The sequence below is a fragment of the Anaeromyxobacter dehalogenans 2CP-C genome, assembly GCF_000013385.1.
Classification (GTDB): domain Bacteria; phylum Myxococcota; class Myxococcia; order Myxococcales; family Anaeromyxobacteraceae; genus Anaeromyxobacter; species Anaeromyxobacter dehalogenans_B.
Genome location: NC_007760.1, coordinates 2280384 through 2302709 on the forward strand (window position 1 = coordinate 2280384; position 22326 = coordinate 2302709).

Genomic DNA, 22326 nt, shown 5'->3' on the forward strand with positions numbered 1-22326 from the left:
GCCCGGAGGCTAGCGCCGCGCGCCGCCCGGCGGTAGGGCGCGGCGTGCGCCCGCATCGGCGGATCGTTCGATGGACGGCCCATCCGGTGCCCGCGCCGTCGCGACGGCGGCGCCCGGGAAGTACGCCCGGAGGATCTCCCGGTACCCCTGCCCGGCCCGCGCCCGCCGCGCGGCGCCCGCCTGGCAGAGCCCCACGCCGTGGCCGCGCCCGGCGCCCTCCAGCACCGGGCGCCCTGCGCCGGAGGCGGAGGCGAGCCGGAACCGCGAGCTGCGCACCACCCCGCGCCCGGCGGACGCGTCGGCCGCGCGCGCGAACGCGTCCCCCCCGAGCGCCCAGCCGCCGTCCGCGCCCGCCACCTGCGCCACCCACCCGCCCGCGCCGGCGCGCACCGCGAGGTCGGCCGCCCGGAGCCGCGCCGGCACCGCCGCCGCGCCGCCCGGATCCGAGGCCGCGAGCGCCGCGCGCACCGCCGCCGCCAGCGCGGCCGGATCGAGCGCCGCGCGCCAGCGCTCCGGCGCGCAGCCCGGGTCGGCCACCGCCGCCGCGCCGATGCCCGCGCCGCCGAATGCCTCCCGCGGATCGGCGGTGTGGCCGCCGCAGGCGGCGTGGAACGGCGCCGCCGCCACCGCGCCGCCCGGCAGGCGCAGCGCCTCGCCCGCGGTGGCGCGCGCCGCTGCCCTCGCCGCCGCCTCGTGCGCGCGATCCGCCCCGCCGCCGCGCAGGAGCTGGCAGTGGGCGAGGTCGCACCGGGCGCCGTCCGCGTGGCGGGGCGGCGCGGCGAGCGCGTAGGAGCGGACCACCACCGCCAGCGCGCGCAGCGCCTCGCGCGGCGTGCCCGGCAGCGCCTCCGAGGCGACCACCCCGGCCACGTAGTCCTCGAGCGCCATCGTGGCGCGCACCCGCAGCACCCCGCGCTCGGCGCGGATCCGGAGCGCCGCGCGGTAGGTGCGCGCGCGGGTCGCGAGGCCGTCCCGGTGGCCGGCGACGACGCGCCAGGTGCGGGCCGGCAGCGCGAGCGCCGCGCCGGCCGCCACCCCGTCCACCACCAGCGCGTCGCCGCGGGCCACCACCGACCGCCGGCGCCCGCCGGCCTCCAGCTCGAGCCGCCGCGGCGCGAGGCGCGCCAGCAGCTCGACGTCCACCGGCGGCGCCGCCGTCGCGGCGACCGAAGGCGCCGCAGGCGCGGCCACCGAGCGCGCCGACGACGCGGCGGTCGGGGCGGCCGTCAGGAGCAGCAGCGCCGCGAGGATGCCCGGCGCGCTCACGGCGCGCCCCGGACGGTGAACGTGCTGACCGCGGCCGGCGCGGCGCCGCCGGGGAGCCACACCTCCAGCCGGTGGCGGCCGGGCCGGGCCGCGAGCCGCGCCGCGAACGGCGGCCCGAGCGCGAGCCGCTCGCCCCCGACCCGCACCTCCGCCCGCGCCGTCCCCGGCGGCAGCGCCAGCCGGAGCGGGATGCCCTGCGCGCCCTCCGGATACCCGGCCTCGACCAGGTACTCGTCGCCGTCGGCGGGCAGCAGCACCCGCGGCGCGCCAGCGTCCGCGGCGGCGCCGTCCGCCACCGCCGCGATCCCCTCGGCGCGCGCCCACCCCAGCAGCTCCGGCGCGAGCGCCACCGGCGCGCCTGGGCCGTGCGCGTGCGCGGCGCAGGCCGCCGAGGGCGCGGTGCCGGGCAGGAAGACCTCCTCGAGCGCCCCCGGGCAGCCCGTCCCCGCGCGCAGGCCGGTGAGCGGGCACACGCGGGCGCGGGTGAAGCGGCCGCGGTCCACCAGCGGCGCGGGCTCGATGCCGCGCATCGCGCGCACCATCACGCGCGCGAACACGGGCCCGGCGCCGGTGATCCCCGAGACGCCCTGCATCGGCCGCCCGTCGAAGCTCCCCACCCACACCGCCACCGTCCGCTCCGCGGTGTAGCCGGCGGTCCAGTTGTCCACGTACGCGCGCGAGGTCCCGGTCTTGGCCGCCACCGGGAACGGGAGCCGGAGCGCGTTGTGCACGCCGAACGCGGGCGCCCGCGCCGCCTCGTCGGAGAGGATGTCGGTGAGGAGCGCCACCGCGCCCGCCGGCAGGAAGCGCCGCGGCGCGAGCTCGCGCGCGACCGGCAGCGGCCGCCCGGCCGCGTCGCGCGCGGCCCGCACCTCCCGGAGCGGCTCCAGCAGGCCGCCGCGGGCGAGCCCGCGGTACGCGCGCGCCAGCTCGCGCAGCGTCACGTCGCCGTTGCCGAGCACCACCCCCGCGCCGTACCGGTCGGCGCCGCCCGAGAGCGACTCGAACCCGGCGGCCCGCAGCGTGCGCAGCACCCGCTCCGGCCCGAGCGCCTCGGCGAGCCGCACCGCGGGCACGTTGTAGCTGTTCTGCAGCGCGGCGCGGAGCGGCACCGGCCCGTGCGCCCGCCGGTCGTAGTTGCGCGGGACCCAGTCGCCGGTCGGGGTGGCGAGCCGCACCTCGACGTCGGACAGGACCGACGCGGCGGTGTACCCGCGCGCGAGCGCCAGGCCGTAGGCGAACGGCTTCAGCGCCGAGCCCGGCTGGCGCCGCGCCCGCACCCCGTCGTTCTGGCCGAGGCCGGCCGCGTCGAGGAAGTCGGCCGAGCCCACGTACGCGAGCACCTCGCCGCTCGCGTTGTCCACCACGATCACCGCGACGTTCCCGAGGCGCGGGTCGCCGGCCAGCTCGGCGCGGACGAGCTCCTCCACGTCGCGCTGCAGGCCGCGATCGAGCGCCGTCTCGACCTCGGCGGCGGCGTCCAGGCCGAGGGCGCCGAGCCGGCCCGAGAGCGCCTCCACCAGGTGCGGCGCCTCGAAGCTCCGCTCCGGCGCGGCGAGGTCGAGCGGCGCCTCCCGGGCGAGCCGCGCCTCCTCGGCGCCGACGAGGCCGAGCGCCTCCATCCGGCCGAGCACCGCCAGCGCGCGCTCGCGCGAGGCCTCCGGGCGCCGGAGCGGGTCGAGCGCGGAGGGCGCGCGCGCGAGCCCGGCGAGCAGCGCCGCCTGCGCCGCCGAGAGCGTCCGCGCCGGCCGCCCGAAGTACAGCGCGGCCGCCGCCTCCACGCCGTAGAGGTCACCGCCGAGCGGGACGCGGTCGAGGTAGGCGCGGAGGAGCTCGTCCTTGCCGAGGTGCGCCTCGAGCCGGAGCGCCCACAGCGCCTCGACCAGCTTCCCGCCGGCGGTGCGCGGGTGCGGCACGAGCGCGCGGGCGAGCTGCATGGTGAGGGTGGACGCGCCCGAGACCACCCGGCGGTGCCGGACGAGCTGCCAGCCGGCCCGCGCCACCGCCAGCGGATCGACGCCCGGGTGGCGCTCGAAGCGCGCGTCCTCCGCGGCGACGAACGCGGCGCGGACCCGGGGCGGCACCGGCTCGCCGCGCGGCAGGGGCACGCTCCGCCCGTCCGCCCGCGAGGCCACCTCGCGCAGCAGGCCGCCGTCGCGGTCGGTGAAGCGCACCGCGGCCACCGGCCGGCGCTCGAGGAGGCCGTCCGGCAGCGGCCAGGCCACGAAGACCCCCGCCGCGAGCGCCGCCACCGCGGAGAGGCCGGCCAGCACCGCCGCGACGCGGACCAGGGCGGGTCGCACGGCCCTCGCGGCCCGCTGAGACGCCTCCCGCACCGCGGCCCCCTACCGGCCCCCGGCCCGCACCTCGAACGTGCCCGCGTCGGAGCGCCCGAACACCTCCGGCGCGTACATCTCCTCGGCCCGGGCCGGCGCGAGCAGGAACGTGCCCGGCGTCGTGGCGCGCGCCACGAACGTCGCCACGTGGAGCCCCGGCGGCAGCGAGTCCGCGAACAGCACCAGCCGGTCGTCCCGCCGCTCCTGGTGGTTGAACGGGCTCCAGAAGCGGAAGGCCCAGCCCGCCGGCGGCCCGGCCTCCTCCTCCGAGAGGTCCTCGGCCGACTCCCAGGCGTACCCCTCGCCCTCCTCCGCGTCCTCGCCGTCCGCCTCGGGCGCGGGCGCGGCCGGGACGGCGGCGGTGGTGGCGAGCGAGGTGTCCACGATCTCCAGCCCGGCGGGCACCGGCACCGAGACCGCCACGTGGTGGCGCTCCTGCGAGGTGCCGAGCCGCACCCGGATCCGCACCAGGTCTCCGGCCGCGACCGCGCGGACCTGCCCGCCGCCGGCCTGCCCGTCGTACGGCTCGATCCAGCGCTGCACGTGGATGCCGCGCTCGAGCGGCTCCCGCGGCAGCTCGGCCGGCGCCCAGCGCAGCACCGCCCCGTAGTAGAGGACGCCCGCGGCGCCGTCCCGCGCGAAGTCGAGCGCGCCGCCGCCGCGCGGCAACCGCGACATGGGGACCTCGCGGCGCACCGCCTCGGCGCTCCGGCCGGCGAAGCGCGCCGAGGCCACCTCGGCGCCCGCGAGCGAGACGCGGGCGGTGAAGTCGGGCACGTCCTTCTCGCGGGTGCGCAGCACCTCGGACAGCGCGAGGAGCGCGAACGCCGCCTCCTGCGTGTTGCGGAAGCGCCCGTCGGCGCGGCGCACCCCCGCCAGCCACGCGGCCAGCTTCGGCACGTAGGGGTGGTCCGGCATGGCCGAGGCGAGCGTGCCGAGCACGATGCCGGTGGTGCGCGTGTCCGACGACCAGAGCGGCGCGTAGGTGCGCGGGTCGGCCTCCTCGAGGTGCGCCCCGGTGGGCGACTCCTTCACGTGGTTCAGGACCTCCTGGAGCACCCGCCGCCCCTCGTCGCGGCTGCCGGTGACGAGCAGCGCGTCCGCCAGCATGGCCTGCGAGAACAGCGGCAGCGCCGCGCGGCGCGCCACCAGCTCGGCGTGGAACGAGGCCTTCGGCGCGCGCGTGCGCGCGAGCGCGTACAGCGCGAACACGCGGGTGGGATCGTCCGGCGTCGCGCAGGAGCCGCCGCAGCGCGTGCAGCGCCCGGCCGCCACGGTGCCGGCGAGGTACTTCTGCCCGCGCGAGAGCGCCGCGCGATCCACCGGGTAGCCCAGCTCGGCGGCCCGGCCCAGCGCCAGCACCGCGTACGACGAGGCCCACGGCGCCGAGCACTCCGAGGAGGGCCAGTACCGATAGCCGCCGTCCGGCCCCTGCAGCCGCTCGATGGCCTTCACCGTCCGCCGGACCACCTCGTCCGGATCGTCGGTCTCCTGGATGCGGAACACCTCGTCGCCGAGCCAGGCGCGCGCCCAGGCCGGCGGCGACGGCGCGCGCTCGCCGGGCAGGTGGCGCAGGCCGAGCCGGCCCTGCAGCTCGCGGAGCGCGATGAACGGCACGAGGCGCGAGGAGAGCTGCTCCAGGCAGCCGTAGGGGTACTCGACGAGCTGCCGCATGCCCTCGGAGAAGCCCGCGAGCGCGGTGGAGGCGAGCCGCACCTCCAGGCCGCCCACGTCCGGCCGCGCCCCGGCCGGCGGCGCCAGCGCCTCGCGCCGGCGGTCGCGCGTGTCGCCGGAGACGGCCACCGCCTCCTGCTCCACCGCGAGCCGCACCGGGAGCCGCTGCTCCACCCCGTCCTGCCCGGCCGCGCCGTGCGCCGCGAACCGGAGCACCGCCTCGCCCGGCGCGTCGGCCCGGAACGCGAACCGCACCTCGCGCGGCGCCCCGTCGAGCCTGACCTTCTTCACCGCCGGCCCGTCGAGGACGAGCCCGCTCGCCTCGGCGCGGACCTCCACCTCCTGCGCCGGTGCGCCGGGCGCGTGCACCACCACCCCGGCCTCGAACCGGTCGCCCACCCGCGCCAGCCGCGGCAGCGCCGGGAGCGCCAGGAGCGGCTTCGAGACCGTCACCTTCGAGCGGCCCGCGCCCATCCGATCGCCGCGCGACACCGCCACCGCCATGATGCGCCAGGTGGTGAGGTTGTCGGGGACCGTGAACCGCACCGTGGCCCGGCCCTCGGCGTCGGTGAGGACCTCCGGCGCGAACAGGACCGTGGTCTCGAAGCGCGTGCGGAAGCCGGCGCCGGCGCCCTCCCCGCCGCCGCCGCCGCCCGGCGACCGCCCCTTCTCGCCGTAGCGGGCCCGCTCCACCAGGTGGATGAGCGACTCGCCCAGGCGCACCGAGAGGCCGCGCTCCGGGTGGACCAGCGCCACCGGGTCGGGCGGCTCGTAGCCGGTGAGCCGGAGGATGCCCTCGTCCACCGCCCACACCGTGACCTCGGCCGGCGCGCCCTTCCCGGCGTGGTCGGTGACGTGGACCCGCACCTCCACCGGCTCGCGCGGCCGCTTCTCGGCGCGATCCGGCTCGAGCGCCACCTGGAGCCGCTTCGCCCGCCGCTCCACCGACAGCTTCGCGTACCCGACCCGCACCTCGGGGCGGCCCGGATCCGCGCCGGGGCCGCCCGGCGCCCCGCCCGCGTCGGCGGCGGCGACGCGGCCGCGCACGAGCAGCACCGACACGAAGACGTTCGGGAGGTCGTCCTCGGCGATCGGCACCTCCAGCGTGGTGGCGCTGCCCTCCAGCGTCACGCGGCGCGCGGAGCGCACGCCCTCGCGCTCGACGGTGAGGATGGCCTCTGCACGGGGGAACGGGCTCTTCACCAGCACCTTCGCCACCTCGCCCGGCTGGTAGCCCTGCCGGTCCGGCACGAGGTCGATCCTGCCGGTGTCCTCGCGCTGCCAGGACACCCAGCCCGCGCCGGCAGCGTAGAACGGGAAGCGCGTCACCTGCGTCCGCCCCTGCGCGTCCTTCAGCGTGGCCTCGGCCACGTACAGCGCCGGCGCCGGCGGCGTGAACGCGCACGCCACCGGCTCCTCCCGCGTGCGCAGCGCGCAGCCGCCGGCCCGCTCCTCCACCACCTCGCTCTCGGTGACCCAGCGCCCGCCCACGCCCTTCTTGCGGATCCAGCGCCACTCCCGCTTCTTCACCACCAGGTCCACCGCGATCCCGGCGCGCACCGCGCCGTCCGGCGCCGCCGCGATGACCTCCAGCTCGCCCGGCCGGCCCGCCTCGGCGAACCCGGCGCCGCGGCGCCGAACGCCGGCGTACACGGCCGCCGGGTGGACGGTGACCGCGGCGCGGGCGGCGATCCGCTGCCGGTTCACGTCGGTGACCTCGGCCTCGAGCGTGACCGCGAACGTCCGGCCGCCGGTGGCCTCCGCCTTGCCCGCGTCGATGGCGAGGTGGCCGGTGTCGCCGGTCTCGCCCGCGCCGGAGGCGACCACGTCCGCCGTGCGCTGCGGCGCCTCGTCGTCCCACCACCAGGTCTGCGGGCCGAACCCGAACCCCGGGTGCCCCGGCGGCTGGAAGTCGATCGACTCGCGGGCGGCGGTCCAGCGCACCGCCGCCTTGGGCATGGCCCCGCCGAACAGGTAGCGGGCCAGCACCTCCGCGCGCAGCGGTTCGCCGGCGGTCACCTCGCGCGCCGGCGCGGTGACGTCCACCTGGAACTGCGGCGCGCGGTACTCCTCCACGCGGAAGCCGGCGTGGTACGGCAGCACCGCCTTGCCCGCCGCGACCCGCGCCCGCACCTCGAACGCGCCCAGCGGCGCGTCGGCGGGGATGGGCACCTCGGCCGACCAGGTCCCGAACGGCGTCAGCGCCGCCTCGCCGGACCAGATCTCCTTCCCGCGGGCGCTCAGCACGGTGACCGCCGCCTTGCCGCGCGCCGGCGTCCCGATCCGGCCGAGCGCGCGGGTGCGGACGAGGCCCTTCAGGTGCACCTTCTCGCCGGGCCGGTAGATCCCGCGGTCCGCGAACACGCCGCCGAGCGGCCGCGGCTCGGTCCCGTCCCAGTCGGTGGGGACGTCCTGCGCCGACGGGTCGAGGCCGCCCGACCAGCTCGAGAGCGTGACGCCGAGGTCGCCGCCGGCCCGCGCCGACACGAGCGCGAACGGCGTGGCCCACGGGGACTCGGGCTCGCGCCCGTGCGGCGGGATGACCTCCGCCAGCCCCGGCACGTCGGCGAGCCCGTCGGCGCCGGCCCGCCCGCGCCAGCGCTCGATGCCGTCGCGATCGTGCAGCGCGACGTCGGCGCCCGGCACCGGCTGGCCGTCGGAGAGCCGCGTCACCCAGACCACGCCGCGCGTCGCGCCGAGCTTCGCGTGCACGGCGAGGTCGGTGAGCTGGCCGACGATCCGCCGCTCGCGCCGCCACCGCTGCCAGGGCTGCTCGACGCGGATCTCCGGCGCCACCACCCGCACCGCGAACAGCGTGGTGCCGCGGCCCGCCAGCAGCTCGCGCACCGGGAGCGGCACGGTGCGGCCGGCGTTGCGCGTCCCCGACACGTCCAGCGTCCGGGACACCGTCGGGCCGCCGCCCAGGTCGGTGCGATCCGGCTTCGCGAGCAGGCGCGCCAGCGCCGGGACGTCGAGCGGCGCGAGCGTCGCCTCCACCGTCCGGAGGTTGGTGGCGCCCACCGGGAGCGCGCCGTCCCCGCCCGCCTCGAGCAGCGCCAGCTCGTCCCCGGCGTCCAGCTCGGGCTCTAGGTCGGAGGTGTCGAAGGTGCGCTCGAACCGCTCCGCCGGCGCCTGGCCGAACACGTCGCGGAGCGCCGGCCCGATCGCGATCCGGTAGCGGGTCCCGGGCGCGAAGGCCGCCGGCAGGATCACCTCGGCGCCGCTCGCGTCGGGGCCGGAGACCTCCACGTCGTCCCAGTCGATCCTCACGGAGGGCGTGATGGTGACGGCGGCGGCGAGCGTGGCGCGGTCCACCGGGTTCGTGGTGCGGATCCGCACCGGGCCCCGCGGGCAGCGCTCCCCGCCCCACCAGCAGGGCTCCACCGCCGCGACGCGCAGCGGCCCGTAGGTCCTGAGCGCGAAGCGCGGCGCGCCCTCCAGCGTCAGCGGGCCCTCCGCGCCCGCGAGCTCGCCCTCGATGCGCAGCTCCACCGGCGTGTCGAGCGGGTACGGGCGCTGCGGGGTGAGCTCGTACCGGACGCGGCGATCGCGGCCGGTGCGCGCGGACGGGTCGGGCGGCGGGAGGCGGCGACCGGGGCCGGCGGGCTTCTCGTCCGCGACCGGGATCGCCTTCAGCGCGTACGGCCAGCCGTCCTCGCCCCCCACCTTGACGCGCAGGTGCGCGGCGAGGTCCTTCACCGGCTGGTCGAGCACGAGCGACACCGGCTCGCGCGGCGCCAGCCAGCCGTAGCCCTCGCGCGGCAGGAGGCGCTGCACCACCGGGCGCGGCGTCTCGAAGGTGAACGCGTACGGGGCGGCGAGCGCGGCGCCGTCCACCGCGCGCAGGCCGGCCGGGACGGTGACGGTGAAGCGCGTCGCGAGCGGGAGGAGCGCGCGCGGCACGAGCTCCACGGTGGCCGAGCCGAGCCAGCGCCACTCGCCCTCCACCGGCGGCGAGATCGTGATGCCGGCCGCGGGATCGTGCGCCGGGTCGGCGGCGCCGAGCGCCACCACCGGGCGCGAGAACGTGATGGCGGGCCGGACCTCGCCCTCCGCCGGCCCCACCGGGCGCGCCGCCACCACCGCGAGCTCGCCGGCCGCGGCCGTCGCGCCCTCGGGGATGACGAGCGGGGGCGGCTCGGGCAGCGGCGAGAGCGCCACGCCCTCGGGCGCAGGCGCGGGGCGGCAGCCGCGACCGCAGGCGGTGAGGGCGACGGCGGCCAGCAGGGCCGCGGCGGCGGCGAGCGGTTTGCGGAGCATGGGTCCTCCCGGTCCGGGCGACGGCGTTGCAGGCGGGAGGCCAGCGACCACCCCCGCGGAGTCCGGGAGCTTTCGGGCGCCGACCGCGGGGCCGTGTCCGCCGTGCCGCAGGTGCGCGCCGAGTAGGACACACCGCAGGCTGTGGGTGCAACGCTCGCGTGCGGCGCCGGGCCGCGCTCCGCGATCAGCCGCGCGATCCGGACCGGACCGCCGGGCCGGCGCCCGCGCCGAGCAGCGCGTCGCGCAGCCCGCCGTCCACCGGCCGGCTCCCGAGCCAGATCGAGAAGAAGGCCCGGGCGAAGTCCGCCCCCTCCACGCGCGCCAGCGGCCGGCCGTTCAGCGACAGCTCGGTGCCGCGGCCCGGCGTGTAGGTGAGCGCGTACCGGTCGCCGGGCCTCAGCCCGACGTACGCCGCGCGCAGCCGCGCCAGCCGGCCGCCCAGCGATCGCATCACCTCCGGCCCGTGCGCGCGCGCCAGCAGCCGCTCGGTGGCGCGGGCCAGCTCCGCCGCGCTGACGTTCACCAGGCACGCGATCTCGAGCCGCCGCGCCACGTCCGCGTCGGGCGGCGCGCCCGGTGCCGCGGCGTCGAGGTAGTGCGCCGCCGCGTAGACCTTCACGAACCAGCCCCAGCGGAACAGCCCGGCCCCCTGCAGCTTGAGATGCGCGCCGCCCGCGTCCTGCCAGGCCGGGAACGCCGCGCCCCCGATCCGCACCGGCGCGTCGCCGGAGGCGGTGGCCCGGGCCGGGAGCACGAGCAGGAGGGCGGCCAGCGCAGCGGTGGAGGCCAGGGAGGGCACGCGAGGGCGGCGCATCCTGGCACGCGGGGCCGGGGTTCGGGCCAGGTCCCGGGAAGGTCGGGTCGTCTCGGATCGGCTCATGGATGGGCGTGGCGGAGCCGCTGCTCCTCGCGGTACGGGAAGATGTCCACGATCTCCCCCGCCCGCAGCCGCGCCTGGATGTCGCGCCACCAGCGGCCCGTGAGCAGCTCCCCGTGGGCCCGCAGGAACACCTCGCGGAGCCGCCCCGTCAGCCCGAGGAACGGCAGCAGCTCCTCCGGGAACACGTCGGCGGGCCCCACGTAGAACGGCGGGTCGCCGCCGTCGTAGCCGGCGTCGGGGCCGCCGCCCCAGCCGTCGTCGCCGTCGCCGGGCCCCGCGCCGGGCAGGTCGCGGAAGTTGCAGTCGGTGACCCGGGTGAGCTCGTCGTAGTCGTAGAAGATGACGCGGCCGTGGCGCGTGACGCCGAAGTTCTTGAGGAGCAGGTCGCCGGGGAACGTGTCGGTGGCGGCGAGGTCGCGGAGCGCGCAGCCGAAGTCGAGCACCGCCTGGCGCGCCGTCCACTCGTCCGCCTCGCGCACGAACAGGTTGAGCGGCGTGACCCGGCGCTCGGCGTAGAGGTGCCGGATGGCCACCTCGCCGCCCGCCACCCGCACGCCGTCGCCGCACTCGGTGCGCAGCTCCTCGAGCAGCGCCGGCGAGAAGCGCGCGGCCGGGAACGCGAGGTGCTCGTACTCCTGCGCGTCCACCAGCCGGCCGGCGCGGTCGTGGCGGAACACGTGGCGGTACCGGTCCATCACCTCGCGCCGGGTGGTCTGCTTCGGCGGCGCGAAGCGGTCCCGGATGACCTTGAAGATCACGTCCAGGCCCGGGAGCGTGAACACGCACATCACCAGCCCGCGGTCGCCGCGCGCCGGCACGAAGCGGTCGTCGCCCTCGGCGAGGTGCTGCGCCACCTCGCGGTACAGCTCGGCCTTGCCGTGCTTGTGGTAGCCGAGGCCGGTGTAGAGCTCGGAGCGCCGCTTCAGCGGCAGCAGCGTGGACAGGAACGCCACCATGGCGCGGGGCCGCTCCAGCGCCACGTGGAAGTAGGAGCGCGTGAACCCGAACACGATCGACACGTCCTCCTCGGTGAACAGGACCGCGTCGAGCGCCACGCCGCGGTCGCCGTGCGCGAGCGCCAGCACCAGCGGCGTCAGGTGCCGGCCGCGCCGGATCCGGCCGACCAGGTACGCGCCCTTCCCGCGGTAGAAGACCGGCCGCGCCAGCTCGACCGCGTCGATGGGCTGGCGGTCCGGCAGGCCGCGCACGTGCGCGTCCAGCTCCAGCGCGGCGAGGCGCGCGTCGCGGGCCAGGTCCTCGAACGGCGCCGAGATCGGGGCCGCGCGCAGGATGCGCGCGAGCAGCGCCTCGGTGGTCGCCTCGCGCGCGAAGGCGCGGTGCTGCGGCGGGTCCTCGCGCGGCGGCGGCGCGTCGGCGGCCAGGAACTCGATGGCCGGGTCCACGCCGACGGTGGTGAGCACGCGCCGGGTGACCGAGTTGAAGAACGACCCGGCGATCTCGGCGTCCGGCCGGGCCGCGGCCACCGCCTCGAACGCCTCCTTGGCGCGGCGCCACACCTCGCGGTCCTGGACCGCCCCGCCCAGCTCGGCGCGGACCTCGCCCACCGTCCGGTGCACCACGCCGTCGCGCAGGTCGAGCCGCTCCCGCGCGTCGCGCTGGGCGCCCGCCCAGTCGCGCGCCTCGAAGCGCCCGCGCGCCCGCGCGGTGATCCGCGCGCGCTCGGCCTGGTACGCCTCGTACCCCGCCCGGATGGCCTCCGCCGCGCCCCGCGCGAGCGCGCCCCGCTCGTCGAGCATGCGAGGGTTCTAAGCGACCCGCGCCGCCGTCGCCGCGGGCGGCCGCGGGGCGGGCCGGTCAGGCCGCCGCAACCGCGGCCCCGTCCGCGAGCTCCCTCCACCGCGCGAGCGCCTCGGTGGGGAGGCCGTACGGCTGCACGAGCAGCAGCGTCTGCCCGCCCTCGGTCCAGGACAGCTTCACGGTGGCGAAGCCGCGCAGCGCCGGGTCGCAGGCGATCTTCATCTCCAGCAGCACGTTCTCGGCCAGCGCGCACGGCCCGGACACCACGCACTGGGTCGCGCCCATGGCGCAGACGTCGAAGACGTGCTCGGCCCCGCCGAGCCGCAGGGTCATGGCGTACGGCAGCGGCCGCCCCGCGGCGGCCACCGTGGGCGGGGACGCCGGCGCCGCGATCGGGCTCGCGCCCAGCTCGACCTTCCAGGCCTCGGGGCGCTCGAACGCGGTCACGAAGCCGGGCAGCACCTCGATGGTGCGGGCCACCAGCGGCCGCTCCGGCGCGTCGAGCAGCGCCGCCTCGGCCAGGTCGTCCGCCGAGACCGCCGTCCGGTCGCCCAGCATGCGCACCACCTCGTCCACCGCCGCGACGGTCTCCACGTAGCGCGGGTCCGCCGCCGCGCCGATGCGCTCGGCGTGGTGCAGCGCGACGACGTCGGCGAGCACCGGCGGCAGCTCCCACTGCGCCGCCATCACCACGCCCAGCTCCACGTGGTAGCGCTCGGCGACGGCGGCCCACTCGGCGGCCTCGCGCGGCGCCTCGCCCTCGCGCCGCGCCAGCAGGTCCTCCAGGCAGGCGATGGCCACCACCTTCCCGAAGTCGTGGAGCAGCCCGGCCGAGAACGCGATCTCGGGGGAGAGCCCGCGCCCGCGCGCCAGCGCCTGGCACAGGAGCGCCGAGGCGAGCGCGTCCATCCACACGCGCCGGCGCAGCGGCGCGAGCTTGCCGGCCGCGAGGACGTGCGCGCCCAGCCCCGAGGCGAGCGCCAGCCGCGCCACGTCCCTCGCGCCGATGCGCTGCACCGCCTGCTTCACCGAGGCCACCGGCGCGCCCCGCGCGTACAGCGCGGTGTTCGCGCAGCGGAGGACGTCGGCGGCGAGCACCTGGTCCGACGCCACCAGCTTCGCGAGGTCGTCGAGGCCGTAGTCCAGGCTGCGCAGCAGCGCGTCGATCTGGAACGCGACCGCGGGATACGGCGGGACCTTCACCTGCTTGCGCGCCACGAAGTCCACGACGGCGCTGTCGAGGTCGATCATGCGCCGCGAGTCTACCTCAGCGCGCCGATCAGATGGGCGGCCGCGCCCGCGCGCCGTAGCCCGTCAGCTCGACGTATCCCTCGCCCGCGGCGCGGCCGTCCGGACCCGTGAGTCGCACCGGCCCCTCCCAGTAGGCGAGCCCGGGCACGCGCGAGGAGACGTTCTCCGCGGCCTCCAGCTCCGGCCGCACCGTGAGGCGAATCCCCGCCGACGGAACCGTGACGGTCCAGCCGAGCGGGTACTCGGCGCCGGTGGCCTCGCTGCGCCAGCGCCCCAGCGGCTCGGCGCGCCACGCGTCCGCGTCGAGCCAGCGCACCGCGCCGTCCGGCGTCACCAGCGTGGCGCGGCGGAAGTCCACCGTGCCGTCGGCGCGCCGGAGCGCGTAGAGCATCAGGTCTCGCCCGTCGGCGAGCCGGAGCGCGAACCAGTCCCAGCCCACCTGCGCCGGGGCGAGCTGCGACGAGCCCATCTCGCGGTCCATCCAGCTCGTCCCGCGCACCGCGCGCGCCCGGCCGCCGAGCGTCACCGTGCCGGAGGTCGCCATCCGGGTGAACGAGTAGTAGAGGCTGGCGTGGCCGGGCGCGGCCGCCTTGCGGCTGTAGCCGTTCGGCCCCTGCAGCACCACCGGGCGCTCCGGGCGCGCCACCAGCTCGAGCGCGATCCCCTGCGCGTCGTCGCGGGCCGAGAGGGCGAACGCGCCGTCCGCGGCGAGCGTGAGCGCCCAGCGGCCCGCGGTGCCGGGCGGCGCGACGGCCCAGGCCAGCACCGGATCGCCGTCCGCCCCGAAGCCGCCCAGCATCGGGACGTCGCGCCAGAGCACCTCGGCGAAGCGGTGGGTCCCCGCGCCCGGATCGGTGATCGCGAGGTGCGCCATGACGGCGCCGCCGGTCGCCCAGGCGGAGTCGAGCGCCGGCGGCTCGCGCACCAGGCCCACGCGGAAGAACGTGACCTGGTACCCGAGCCGGCGGCCGGGCGCGGCCGCGTCCTCCACCGTGCCGGTGAGGTACCACCACTCGTTCCGGTACTCGCGGTGGGCGTGGTGGTCGCGCGGGAAGCTCCAGCGGTGCGCCGGGTCGGCGGGCGCCCAGGTCGCGCCGCGCCGGTCCGGCGCGCTCGCGGGCCCAGCCGCGCCGCCCGGCGCGGCCCCGGCCTCGGCGGCGAGCGAGGCCGCGAGCGCCAGGGCGAGCACGCTAGAGCGCATCGCGGGAGAGCTCCTGCGCCGGCGTGCGGCTCGCGGCGAGCGCCGGGTAGAGGCTGGCCGCGGCGGCGGCGGCGAGGATGGCGAGCGCCTCGAGCGCGAGCGCGCGGAGCGGGACCGAGATCCCCAGCGTCCAGCCGAAGAAGGCCGGGTTCACCGCGCGCACCAGCACGATCGCCAGCGCGCCGCCGCCCAGGAGCCCGAGCGCCAGCCCCGCGCCGCCCACCGCCAGCCCGCGCCCCAGGAACACCCGGAACAGCTGGCCGCGGCTCGCGCCCAGCGCCCGGTACAGCGCCAGCTCGGCGCGCCGGTCGCGCGCCAGCACCAGCAGCGACAGCGTCACCCCCGCGGCGGCGATCACGAGCCCCATGGCCTCGAGCAGCCGCGTCACCGCGAACGTCTGCTCGAAGATGGCGAGCACCTCGGCGCGGAGCGTGCGGTTGGAGCGGATCTGGAGCGCGGCCCCGGGGAGCGCCGTGCGCAGCGCCGCCACCGCGCGCTCCGGATCGGCGCCCGGGGCGAGCGTGAGCGCGGCGTTGGACGGCGCGCCGGCGCCGAACGCGCGCGCGTACGCCCCGAGATCCATCAGCACGGCCCCGCCCTCGGCGCCGTAGTCGCGGTAGACGCCGGCCACCGGGAAGCGCGCCGGGCCCGCGCGCCCGCGCAGCGTCAGCGCGCCCCCCGGCGCCAGCCCGGCCCTTCGGGCGAGCGGCTCGGAGACCAGCACCGCCCCGCGCTCGCGCAGCGCCCGCATGGCCTCGGCGGCGTCGCCGGCCACCAGCGCCACGCGCCGCTCCGCGCCGGGGACGCCGGCGTCCACGCCGGAGACCTGCACCCGGCGGCCGTCGCCGGTGTAGCCGGTGTGCTGCCGGAGCACGTCCACCGACCGGACGCCGGGGCAGGCGCGCAGCGCCGCGAGCACCTCGGGCGCGAGCGTCGCCTCGCTGCGCGCGCGCCGCCAGGAGGGCGTGGTCACGTAGACGTCGGCGCGCAGCGTGGCGTCGAGCCAGCGCTCCACCGTGTCGCGGAAGCTCCCCACCATCACGGTGACGCCGGCGAGCATGGCGACCGCCACCGCCAGCGCCCCCGCCGCGGACGCCGAGGCCGAGAGCCGCCCGCCCAGGCTGCGGAGGCCGTAGGCGATGCCGAGCCGGTGCGGGAGGCCGGCGCGCCCCATCCCGCGGAGCAGCGCCGGCGTCGCGAGCGGCACCGCCACCAGGATGCCCACCGCCGGCGCGAAGCCCGCCGCGGCGACCCGCTGGCCGGCGAGCGCGTACACCGCCAGCCCGGCCGCGAGCGCGGCGAGCCCCGCCGCGAGCAGCCGGCCCGCCCGCGCCCCGGCGCCCTCCTCCACCGCGATCGAGGCGAGCAGCGCGCGCGGGTCGGCCCGGGCCGCGTCGAGCGCCGGCCAGAGCGCGCCCGCCAGCGCGCCCGCCAGGCCGGTGGCCGCGCCCAGCGCGACCAGGCCGGGGGTGAGCGCCACGCGGTCGATCCCCTCCAGCAGGTAGAGGTTGCGGACGGTGCCGGACACCGCGCCCACGTTGGCCCGCGCCGCGAGCCAGCCCAGCGGCACGCCGGCGGCCGTCCCGAGGATCCCGAGCAGCGCCGCCTCGCCCAGCACGAGCCCCAGCACCTGCGCCCGGGTCGCGCCCACCGCCCGGAGCAGCCCCAGCTCCTCGCGGCGCCGCGCCAGCGAGGCGCGCACCGAGGCGTAGACCAGGAACCCTCCCACCAGCACCGAGACCAGCGACAGCGCGGTGAGGTTCAGGCGGAAGGCCGAGAGCAGCCCGCCGGCCTCGACGGTGCGCTGCTCGGGCGTGGCGACCCGCGCGCGATCGCCCAGCGCGGCCGAGAGCCGCTCCGCCAGCGCGGCCGGCGCCACGCCCGGCGCGGCGCGGACGTCGATCTGGTGGATGCGGCCGCGCGCGCCGAGCAGCCCCTGCGCCTGCCCGAGGTCCATCAGCGCCAGCCGGCGGCTCGCCAGCGGCGCCGCCGCCTGGAAGTCCACCCGCGCCCCCACCACCAGCCGCGCGCGGCGCGAGCCGAGCGACACGTCGATCCGGTCCCCCTCGCGCCAGCCCATCTCCTCCGCCCAGGCGGGCGTCAGCGCCACCCAGCCCGGGGTCCCGAGCGCGCCCTCCAGCGCGCCCGGCGGCAGCGCCGACGGGCCGCGCGCCGCGCCGAGGAGGTCGGCGCCGAGGATCTCCAGCGACGCGCCGGGGCGCCCCTCCACCACCGCGTCGGCCCGCCAGAGCGGGCGCGCGGCGGCGACCCCGGGCACCGCCAGCACCTCCGGGAACAGCGCCTCGTCGAGCGCGCCGGTCCAGCCCAGCACCGACAGGTCGGCGTCGCCGGAGACGGCGCGCACCGTGCCGGCGAACGCGCCCAGCGCGCTGCCGTTCAGGATCTGGATGGAGAGGACCGCGCCCACGCCCAGCGCCACGCCCGCCACCGAGAGCAGGAACAGCGCCTTGCCGGCCCGGAGCTCCCGCCCCACGGCGCGCGCCAGGTAGGCTCTCATGGCGCCGTCACCCGCCCTGCTCCAGCCGGCCGGCGTGCAGCGTCCAGGTCGCGTCGGCGAGCGCGGCCAGCTCGCGGCTGTGGGTCACGTACAGCACGGCGCTCCCCTCCTCGCGCGCGAGCGCCAGCAACAGGTCCATCACCTTCTGCCCGTTCGCCTCGTCCAGGTTCCCGGTCGGCTCGTCGGCGAGCAGCAGCTTCGGGCGGCGCAGCAGCGCCCGGCACAGCGCCACGCGCTGCATCTCGCCGCCGGAGAGCTGCTGCACCGGGTCGCGCGCGCGCTCCGGCAGCCCCACGCGCTGGAGGAGGTCCCGCGCGCGCGCCGCCGCCGGGCCGGGCGGGTCGCCGGCCACCAGCGCCGGCACGAGCACGTTGTCCTCCACCGACAGGTGCGGCAGCAGGTGGAAGAACTGGAACACCAGGCCCACGTGGTCGCGCCGGGCCCGGGTGCGCTCCGCGTCGGGGAGTGCGCCCAGCGACCGTCCGAGGAGCAGCACCTCGCCCGAGGTGGGCGCGTCGATGCCCGCCGCGAGGTGCAGCAGGGTGGACTTGCCCGACCCGCTCCGGCCGGTGATCGCCACCGCGCGCCCGGCGGGCAGCTCGGCCGAGACGCCGCGCAGCACCGGCAGCGCGACGCCGCCGGCGCCGGCGAAGGTGCGGGTCACTTCACGGAGCGTGAGCACGGGCGCCATGCGCGACCCGATCCATGCCGCGGCGGGGCGCCGGGTTCAAGCGGCGCGTCGGGCGCCCGGGGCCTGGGCGCGGCTAGGCGCGGCGGGCGCGGGCCGGGGGCTCGGCGAGCCGCGCGCGGATCTCGGCCAGCACCAGATCGGCCGGATCCTGGCCGAGGAGGGTGCGCAGCATCGGGCGGAGCGCGTCCAGCAGCGCCGGCACGTCGGCGCGCGTGAGGTCCTCGGGCCGGCGCGCCAGGGCGCGGTCCGCGAACGTGCGCACCGCGGTGCGCGCGGTGTTCGGGCCGAGGCAGGTCGCAAGCGACGCGGCGATGATCTCGGCTGTTGAGCGCTCCTCCCCCACGATCCGGGCAGGGTAGCGTGCGTCCCTGACGGCGGGCAAGGCGCGAGGAGCGCGCCTGGGCAGCGGGCGTGTACGCCTTGCCGCCCGGCCTGCGTCCGTGGACACCCGCCCCGGCCGGCGCTAGAACCCGCGGTCGTGTCCCACCCCGCTCCCCGGCCGCCGGGCCGCCCGGCGTTCCTGCCGGTGGCGCTCGCGATCGCGACGGTCCTGGCGGCGGCAGGCATGGTGGCGTGGGAGCGCACCCCGGCGCGCCGCGCCCGCGCCGCGGCGGCCCGGGCGGAGCGGGCCGGACCCAGCCCGCACGGCGGTCCCCTGCGCCCGGCCCGCCTGCTCTCCCGCGGCGTCCGGGTGGCCGCCAGCCGCCCCGGCGCCGGGGTGCTGGTGGACGGGGTCTACCGCGGCGACGCCTGGGCGGGCGGCGTCCCCAGCCCGGCGGCGCCGGCCTGGGTGGCGCTCCGCCTCGGCCGCGGCCCGACCCGCGTGCTCCTCTCCTGGACCTCCTCCCACAACCACGACTACCGCGAGCAGCAGTACGGGGCGCCGGTGGACTACCGCATCGAGACCTCGGCGGACTCGCGCGACGGCCGCGACGGCACCTGGCGCACCGAGGTCGAGGTCCGCGCGAACCCCGTGCGCAGCCGCGCGCACGCGCTCGACTTCGCCGGCCGGCGCTGGGTGCGGCTGGTCGTCACCGGGCTCGCGCCCGGGGTGAACCGGTGGGGCCTGTTCCTCGACGAGATCGACGTCCACGACCTCTCGCTCGGCGGCGACGACGTCTGGGTGTTCCTGGGGGACAGCATCGGCGCCGGCGTGTTCGACCGCGCCCCGGCGCACCGGCCCAGCTTCGCCGACGCGATCGCCCGGGCGCACCCCGGCTACCAGCCCGCCATGATCGACGCGGGGTTCTGCCGCGCGCGGACCTGGGAGGTGGCCGAGCGGATCGACGAGGTGCTGGCGCTCAACCCGGACGCGAAGGTGTTCGCGATCGTGCTCGGCGCGAACGACGGGGACCTCGCGCGGCTCCGCGCCGGCCTCGAGCGGATCGTGGCGCGCGTCCGGGCGGCGGGGCGCATCCCGGTGGTGGCCCGCATCCCGTTCCAGACGCGCTACGGGTACGACTGGGTGGCGCAGAAGAACGCGGTGGTGGACGCGGTGGTGGCGGAGCACGGGCTGCTGCCCGGGCCGGACCTGTACGCCTGGTTCCGCGACCGCCCGGACCGGCTCGCCGACGGGCTCCACCCCGACGCCGCGGGGTCGGTGGCGATGAGCCGGCTGTGGGCCGAGGCGGCGGCGCCGCTCTACCCGCCCCCGTAGCGGCGCCGCACGCGCGGTGGCGGCGGCGCCCGGGGCGTGCTTCACTCCCGCGCGCATGAAGCCCCTGCTCGACTACGGCCTGCTCGTCTTCGTGTCGATGTTCACCATGATGGGCCCGGTGGGCGTGCTCCCGCCGTTCGTGTCGATGACCTCCGGGCTGTCGGGGGACGAGGCGCGGCGGGTGGCCCGGCGGGCGACGATCACGGCGCTGTGCGTGCTGCTCGTGTTCGCGCTGGGCGGGCAGCTCGTCTTCCGGTTCTTCAACATCTCGGTGAACAGCCTGCGGGTGGTGGGCGGGATCATCCTGCTGCTGGTCGGCTACGAGATGCTCCAGGCGCGCCCGTCGCGGACCAAGCACGACGAGCCCGCCCCGGAGGGCTACGCCGAGGACATCGCCATCACGCCGCTCGGGATCCCGGTGATCGCCGGCCCCGGCGCGATCACCACCGTGATCATCCTGATGAGCGAGGCGCACGACCTCGCGCGCAAGGCCGTGCTGCTCGTCGTGCTGCTCGGCCTGCACGTCCTCACCTACGCGATGCTGGTGTCGGCGAAGCCGCTGCTCGCGTTCCTCGGCCCCAGCGGCAACAAGGTGCTGGTCCGGATCATGGGCCTCATCGTGATGGTGATCGCCGTCGAGTTCTTCTTCGCCGGCCTGAAGCCCATCGTCCGGGACATGCTCGGGCGCTGAGCCCCTCCCGCCGCGCGGCGGGAGGGGCGCGCCGCGGGTCCTCAGTCGGCCATGGTCGAGACGTCGCCGGGGTCCTGGCCCATCTCGACGGCCTTCAGGTAGCGCCGCATGATCTTGCCGGAGCGCGTCTTCGGCAGCGTGGCGCGGAGCTCGACGTCGGACGGGGTCGCGATGGGGCCGAGGTCCTGGCGGACGTGGTCCTTCAGCGAGCCGATGACGCCGGGGCCCTGGGGGACGCCCTTGCGGAGCACCACGTACGCCTTGATCCGCTCGCCCTTCACCGGGTCGGGCAGGCCCACCACCGCGCTCTCGGCCACCGCCGGGTGGCGGAGCAGCGAACCCTCCACGTCGGCGGTGCCGATGCGGTGGCCGGCCACGTTCAGCACGTCGTCGGCGCGCCCGAGCACGGCGAAGTAGCCGTCGCGGTCCTTCACCGCGATGTCACCCGCCGTGTAGACCCCGGGGATCTGCGTCCAGTACTTCTCGTAGCGGGCGTGGTCGTTCCACACCGTGCGCAGCATGTACGGGAGCGGCTTGCGGATCACGAGCAGCCCGCCCTGCCCCTCGGGCACCGGCTCCCCGCCCTGATCCAGGATGGCGACGTCGGCGCCGGGCATGGGCTTGCCCACCTTGCCCGGCCGCGCGTCGAACGTGGGCAGCGTCCCGAGCACCGGGGCGGCGATCTCGGTCTGCCACCAGTTGTCCACCACCATACCCTTCGACTGGCCCACCAGGTGCTGCTGCGCCCAGTGGTGCGCCTCCGGGTTGAGCGGCTCGCCGGCGCACGCGATGAGCCGCAGCTTGCGCAGGTCGTACTTGGCCGGCGCGTCGCCGCCGTGGCTCATCCACATGCGCACCGCGGTGGGCGCGGTGAACATGACGTCCACGCCGTAGCGCTCGCACAGCTCCCAGGTCACCTCGGGCGACGGGTAGTCCGGCACGCCCTCGCGCGTGAAGATGGTCGCGCCGACGGACAGCGGCCCGTACACGATGAACGAGTGGCCGACGATCCACCCGATGTCCGAGGTGGACCAGTAGATGTCCTTGTCGCCGATCTGGTAGTAGGCGCGCGCCAGGTACGTGGTGCCGACCAGGTAGCCGCCGGTGGTGTGGACCACGCCCTTCGGCTTCCCGGTGGTGCCGGACGTGTAGAGGATGAACAGCGGGTCCTCCGCGTCCATCGGCTCGGGCGGGCAGTGGATGGCCGCCGCGTCCTGCACGTCGTAGAAGTCGTGCTCGCGCTCCGACTCGAACGTGAACGGCGCGTCGCCGGGCCGCGAGCCGCGCCGGTGCACCACCACGTGCTCCACCGAGTACAGGTCGCGCACCGCCTCGTCCACGGTGGGCTTCAGCGGGATCTTCTTCCCGCGCCGCAGCGTGAAGTCCGAGCAGATGACGACCTTGGCGGCGGAGTCCTCGATGCGGCTGCGCAGCGCCTGCGTGCCCATGCCGGCGAACACCACCGAGTGGATGGCGCCGATGCGCGCGCACGCGAGCATCGAGATGATGCCCTCCGGCGTGAGCGGCATGTAGATGATGACGCGGTCGCCCTTCTTCACGCCCAGCTTGCGGAGCGCGTTCCCGAAGCGGCCCACCTCGCGGTAGAGCCGGTTGTACGTGTACGTGTGCTCCTCGCCGTCCTCGCCGACCCAGATCAGCGCGGCCTTGAGGCGGCGATCGCCGAACACGTGGCGGTCGATGCAGTTGACGGAGGCGTTCAGCTTCCCGCCCACGAACCACTCGTGGCGCGGCGGGTCGAAGCGCATCACCTCCTCGAACGGCCGCATCCAGTCCACGAGCTTCGCCTTCTCGCGCCAGAACGCCTCTGGCTCCTCCTGCGCGAACGCGCGCTCGACGGCGTCGTTCGCGACGTGGGCCCGCTGCGCGAGCCACACCGGCGCCTTGATGGTGCGTTCGTCCGTGGACAGCGCCTCGATGGCGGCGCGCTGCGCCTCGGTGAGATCGGGGAACCTGGGATCAGCGGTCTCGGTAGCCATGCGTGCACCTCTGGGGTACGCGACGTGGTTTCGGTCGCCCCCAGGAGCGGTGGGCGCCGCGTGGCCGTCGGGAGGAAAAGGAAGTCGATGCTAGCCGAGCCGCCCCCGGGGTCCGCAAGGGGCGCAGGCGAAGACCCCGACGGCAG

At 77.9% G+C, this 22326-nt stretch carries 13 protein-coding genes; 2 read left to right on the plus strand and 11 right to left on the minus strand.

Translation table 11 applies throughout. The features are described from left to right. Window positions 1-9: 9 nt before the first annotated feature. From ADEH_RS10560 to ADEH_RS10605, 10 genes are all read right to left on the minus strand, one after another. Window positions 10-1266: a SpoIID/LytB domain-containing protein gene (locus ADEH_RS10560; protein ID WP_011421087.1), complete on the minus strand. Its 1257-nt coding sequence runs from the start codon at window positions 1264-1266 to the stop codon at window positions 10-12. Next, window positions 1263-3569, minus strand: coding sequence for a penicillin-binding protein 1C (pbpC, locus tag ADEH_RS10565; protein ID WP_232287472.1), 2307 nt, complete (start codon window positions 3567-3569; stop codon window positions 1263-1265). Before pbpC ends, ADEH_RS10560 begins: the two co-directional genes overlap by 4 nt. Before the next feature lie 42 nt (window positions 3570-3611). Continuing rightward, window positions 3612-9536, minus strand: a complete 5925-nt coding sequence (locus tag ADEH_RS10570; RefSeq protein WP_011421089.1) for an Ig-like domain-containing alpha-2-macroglobulin family protein — start codon at window positions 9534-9536, stop codon at window positions 3612-3614. A gap of 184 nt (window positions 9537-9720) precedes the next feature. Further along, window positions 9721-10335, minus strand: coding sequence for a chalcone isomerase family protein (locus ADEH_RS10575; RefSeq protein WP_232287473.1), 615 nt, complete (start codon window positions 10333-10335; stop codon window positions 9721-9723). A gap of 77 nt (window positions 10336-10412) precedes the next feature. Beyond that, window positions 10413-12173 carry a bifunctional isocitrate dehydrogenase kinase/phosphatase gene (gene aceK / locus ADEH_RS10580; protein ID WP_011421091.1) on the minus strand — a complete coding sequence of 587 codons (1761 nt, stop codon included), beginning with the start codon at window positions 12171-12173 and terminating at the stop codon, window positions 10413-10415. A gap of 58 nt (window positions 12174-12231) precedes the next feature. Further along, entirely contained in the window at window positions 12232-13425 is a 1194-nt protein-coding gene (locus ADEH_RS10585) for an HDOD domain-containing protein (protein WP_011421092.1), read from the minus strand. A 28-nt stretch (window positions 13426-13453) separates the two neighbouring features. Further along, window positions 13454-14626, minus strand: coding sequence for a lipocalin-like domain-containing protein (locus ADEH_RS10590; protein WP_011421093.1), 1173 nt, complete (start codon window positions 14624-14626; stop codon window positions 13454-13456). Further along, the gene (locus tag ADEH_RS10595; protein WP_011421094.1) at window positions 14616-17144 is read right to left on the minus strand and encodes an FtsX-like permease family protein; all 2529 of its coding nucleotides are present in this window, start codon (window positions 17142-17144) and stop codon (window positions 14616-14618) included. The genes ADEH_RS10590 and ADEH_RS10595 overlap by 11 nt, the downstream gene beginning before the upstream one ends. A gap of 7 nt (window positions 17145-17151) precedes the next feature. Next, the gene (locus tag ADEH_RS10600) at window positions 17152-17835 is read right to left on the minus strand and encodes an ABC transporter ATP-binding protein (RefSeq protein ID WP_011421095.1); all 684 of its coding nucleotides are present in this window, start codon (window positions 17833-17835) and stop codon (window positions 17152-17154) included. A gap of 73 nt (window positions 17836-17908) precedes the next feature. Continuing rightward, window positions 17909-18178, minus strand: a complete 270-nt coding sequence (locus tag ADEH_RS10605) for a hypothetical protein (protein ID WP_041453484.1) — start codon at window positions 18176-18178, stop codon at window positions 17909-17911. Window positions 18179-18313: 135 nt separating this feature from the next. Here ADEH_RS10605 and ADEH_RS10610 point away from each other — a divergent pair, with 135 nt between their 5' ends. Next, a complete protein-coding gene (locus tag ADEH_RS10610) occupies window positions 18314-19492 on the plus strand; it encodes a GDSL-type esterase/lipase family protein (protein ID WP_011421097.1) in 1179 nt (392 codons plus the stop codon). Window positions 19493-19547: 55 nt separating this feature from the next. Further along, a complete protein-coding gene (locus ADEH_RS10615; protein ID WP_011421098.1) occupies window positions 19548-20183 on the plus strand; it encodes a MarC family protein in 636 nt (211 codons plus the stop codon). A gap of 41 nt (window positions 20184-20224) precedes the next feature. Here the strand turns inward: ADEH_RS10615 and acs are convergent, their stop codons facing one another. Beyond that, entirely contained in the window at window positions 20225-22180 is a 1956-nt protein-coding gene (acs, locus tag ADEH_RS10620) for an acetate--CoA ligase (protein ID WP_011421099.1), read from the minus strand. Between the last annotated feature and the right edge of the window lie 146 nt (window positions 22181-22326).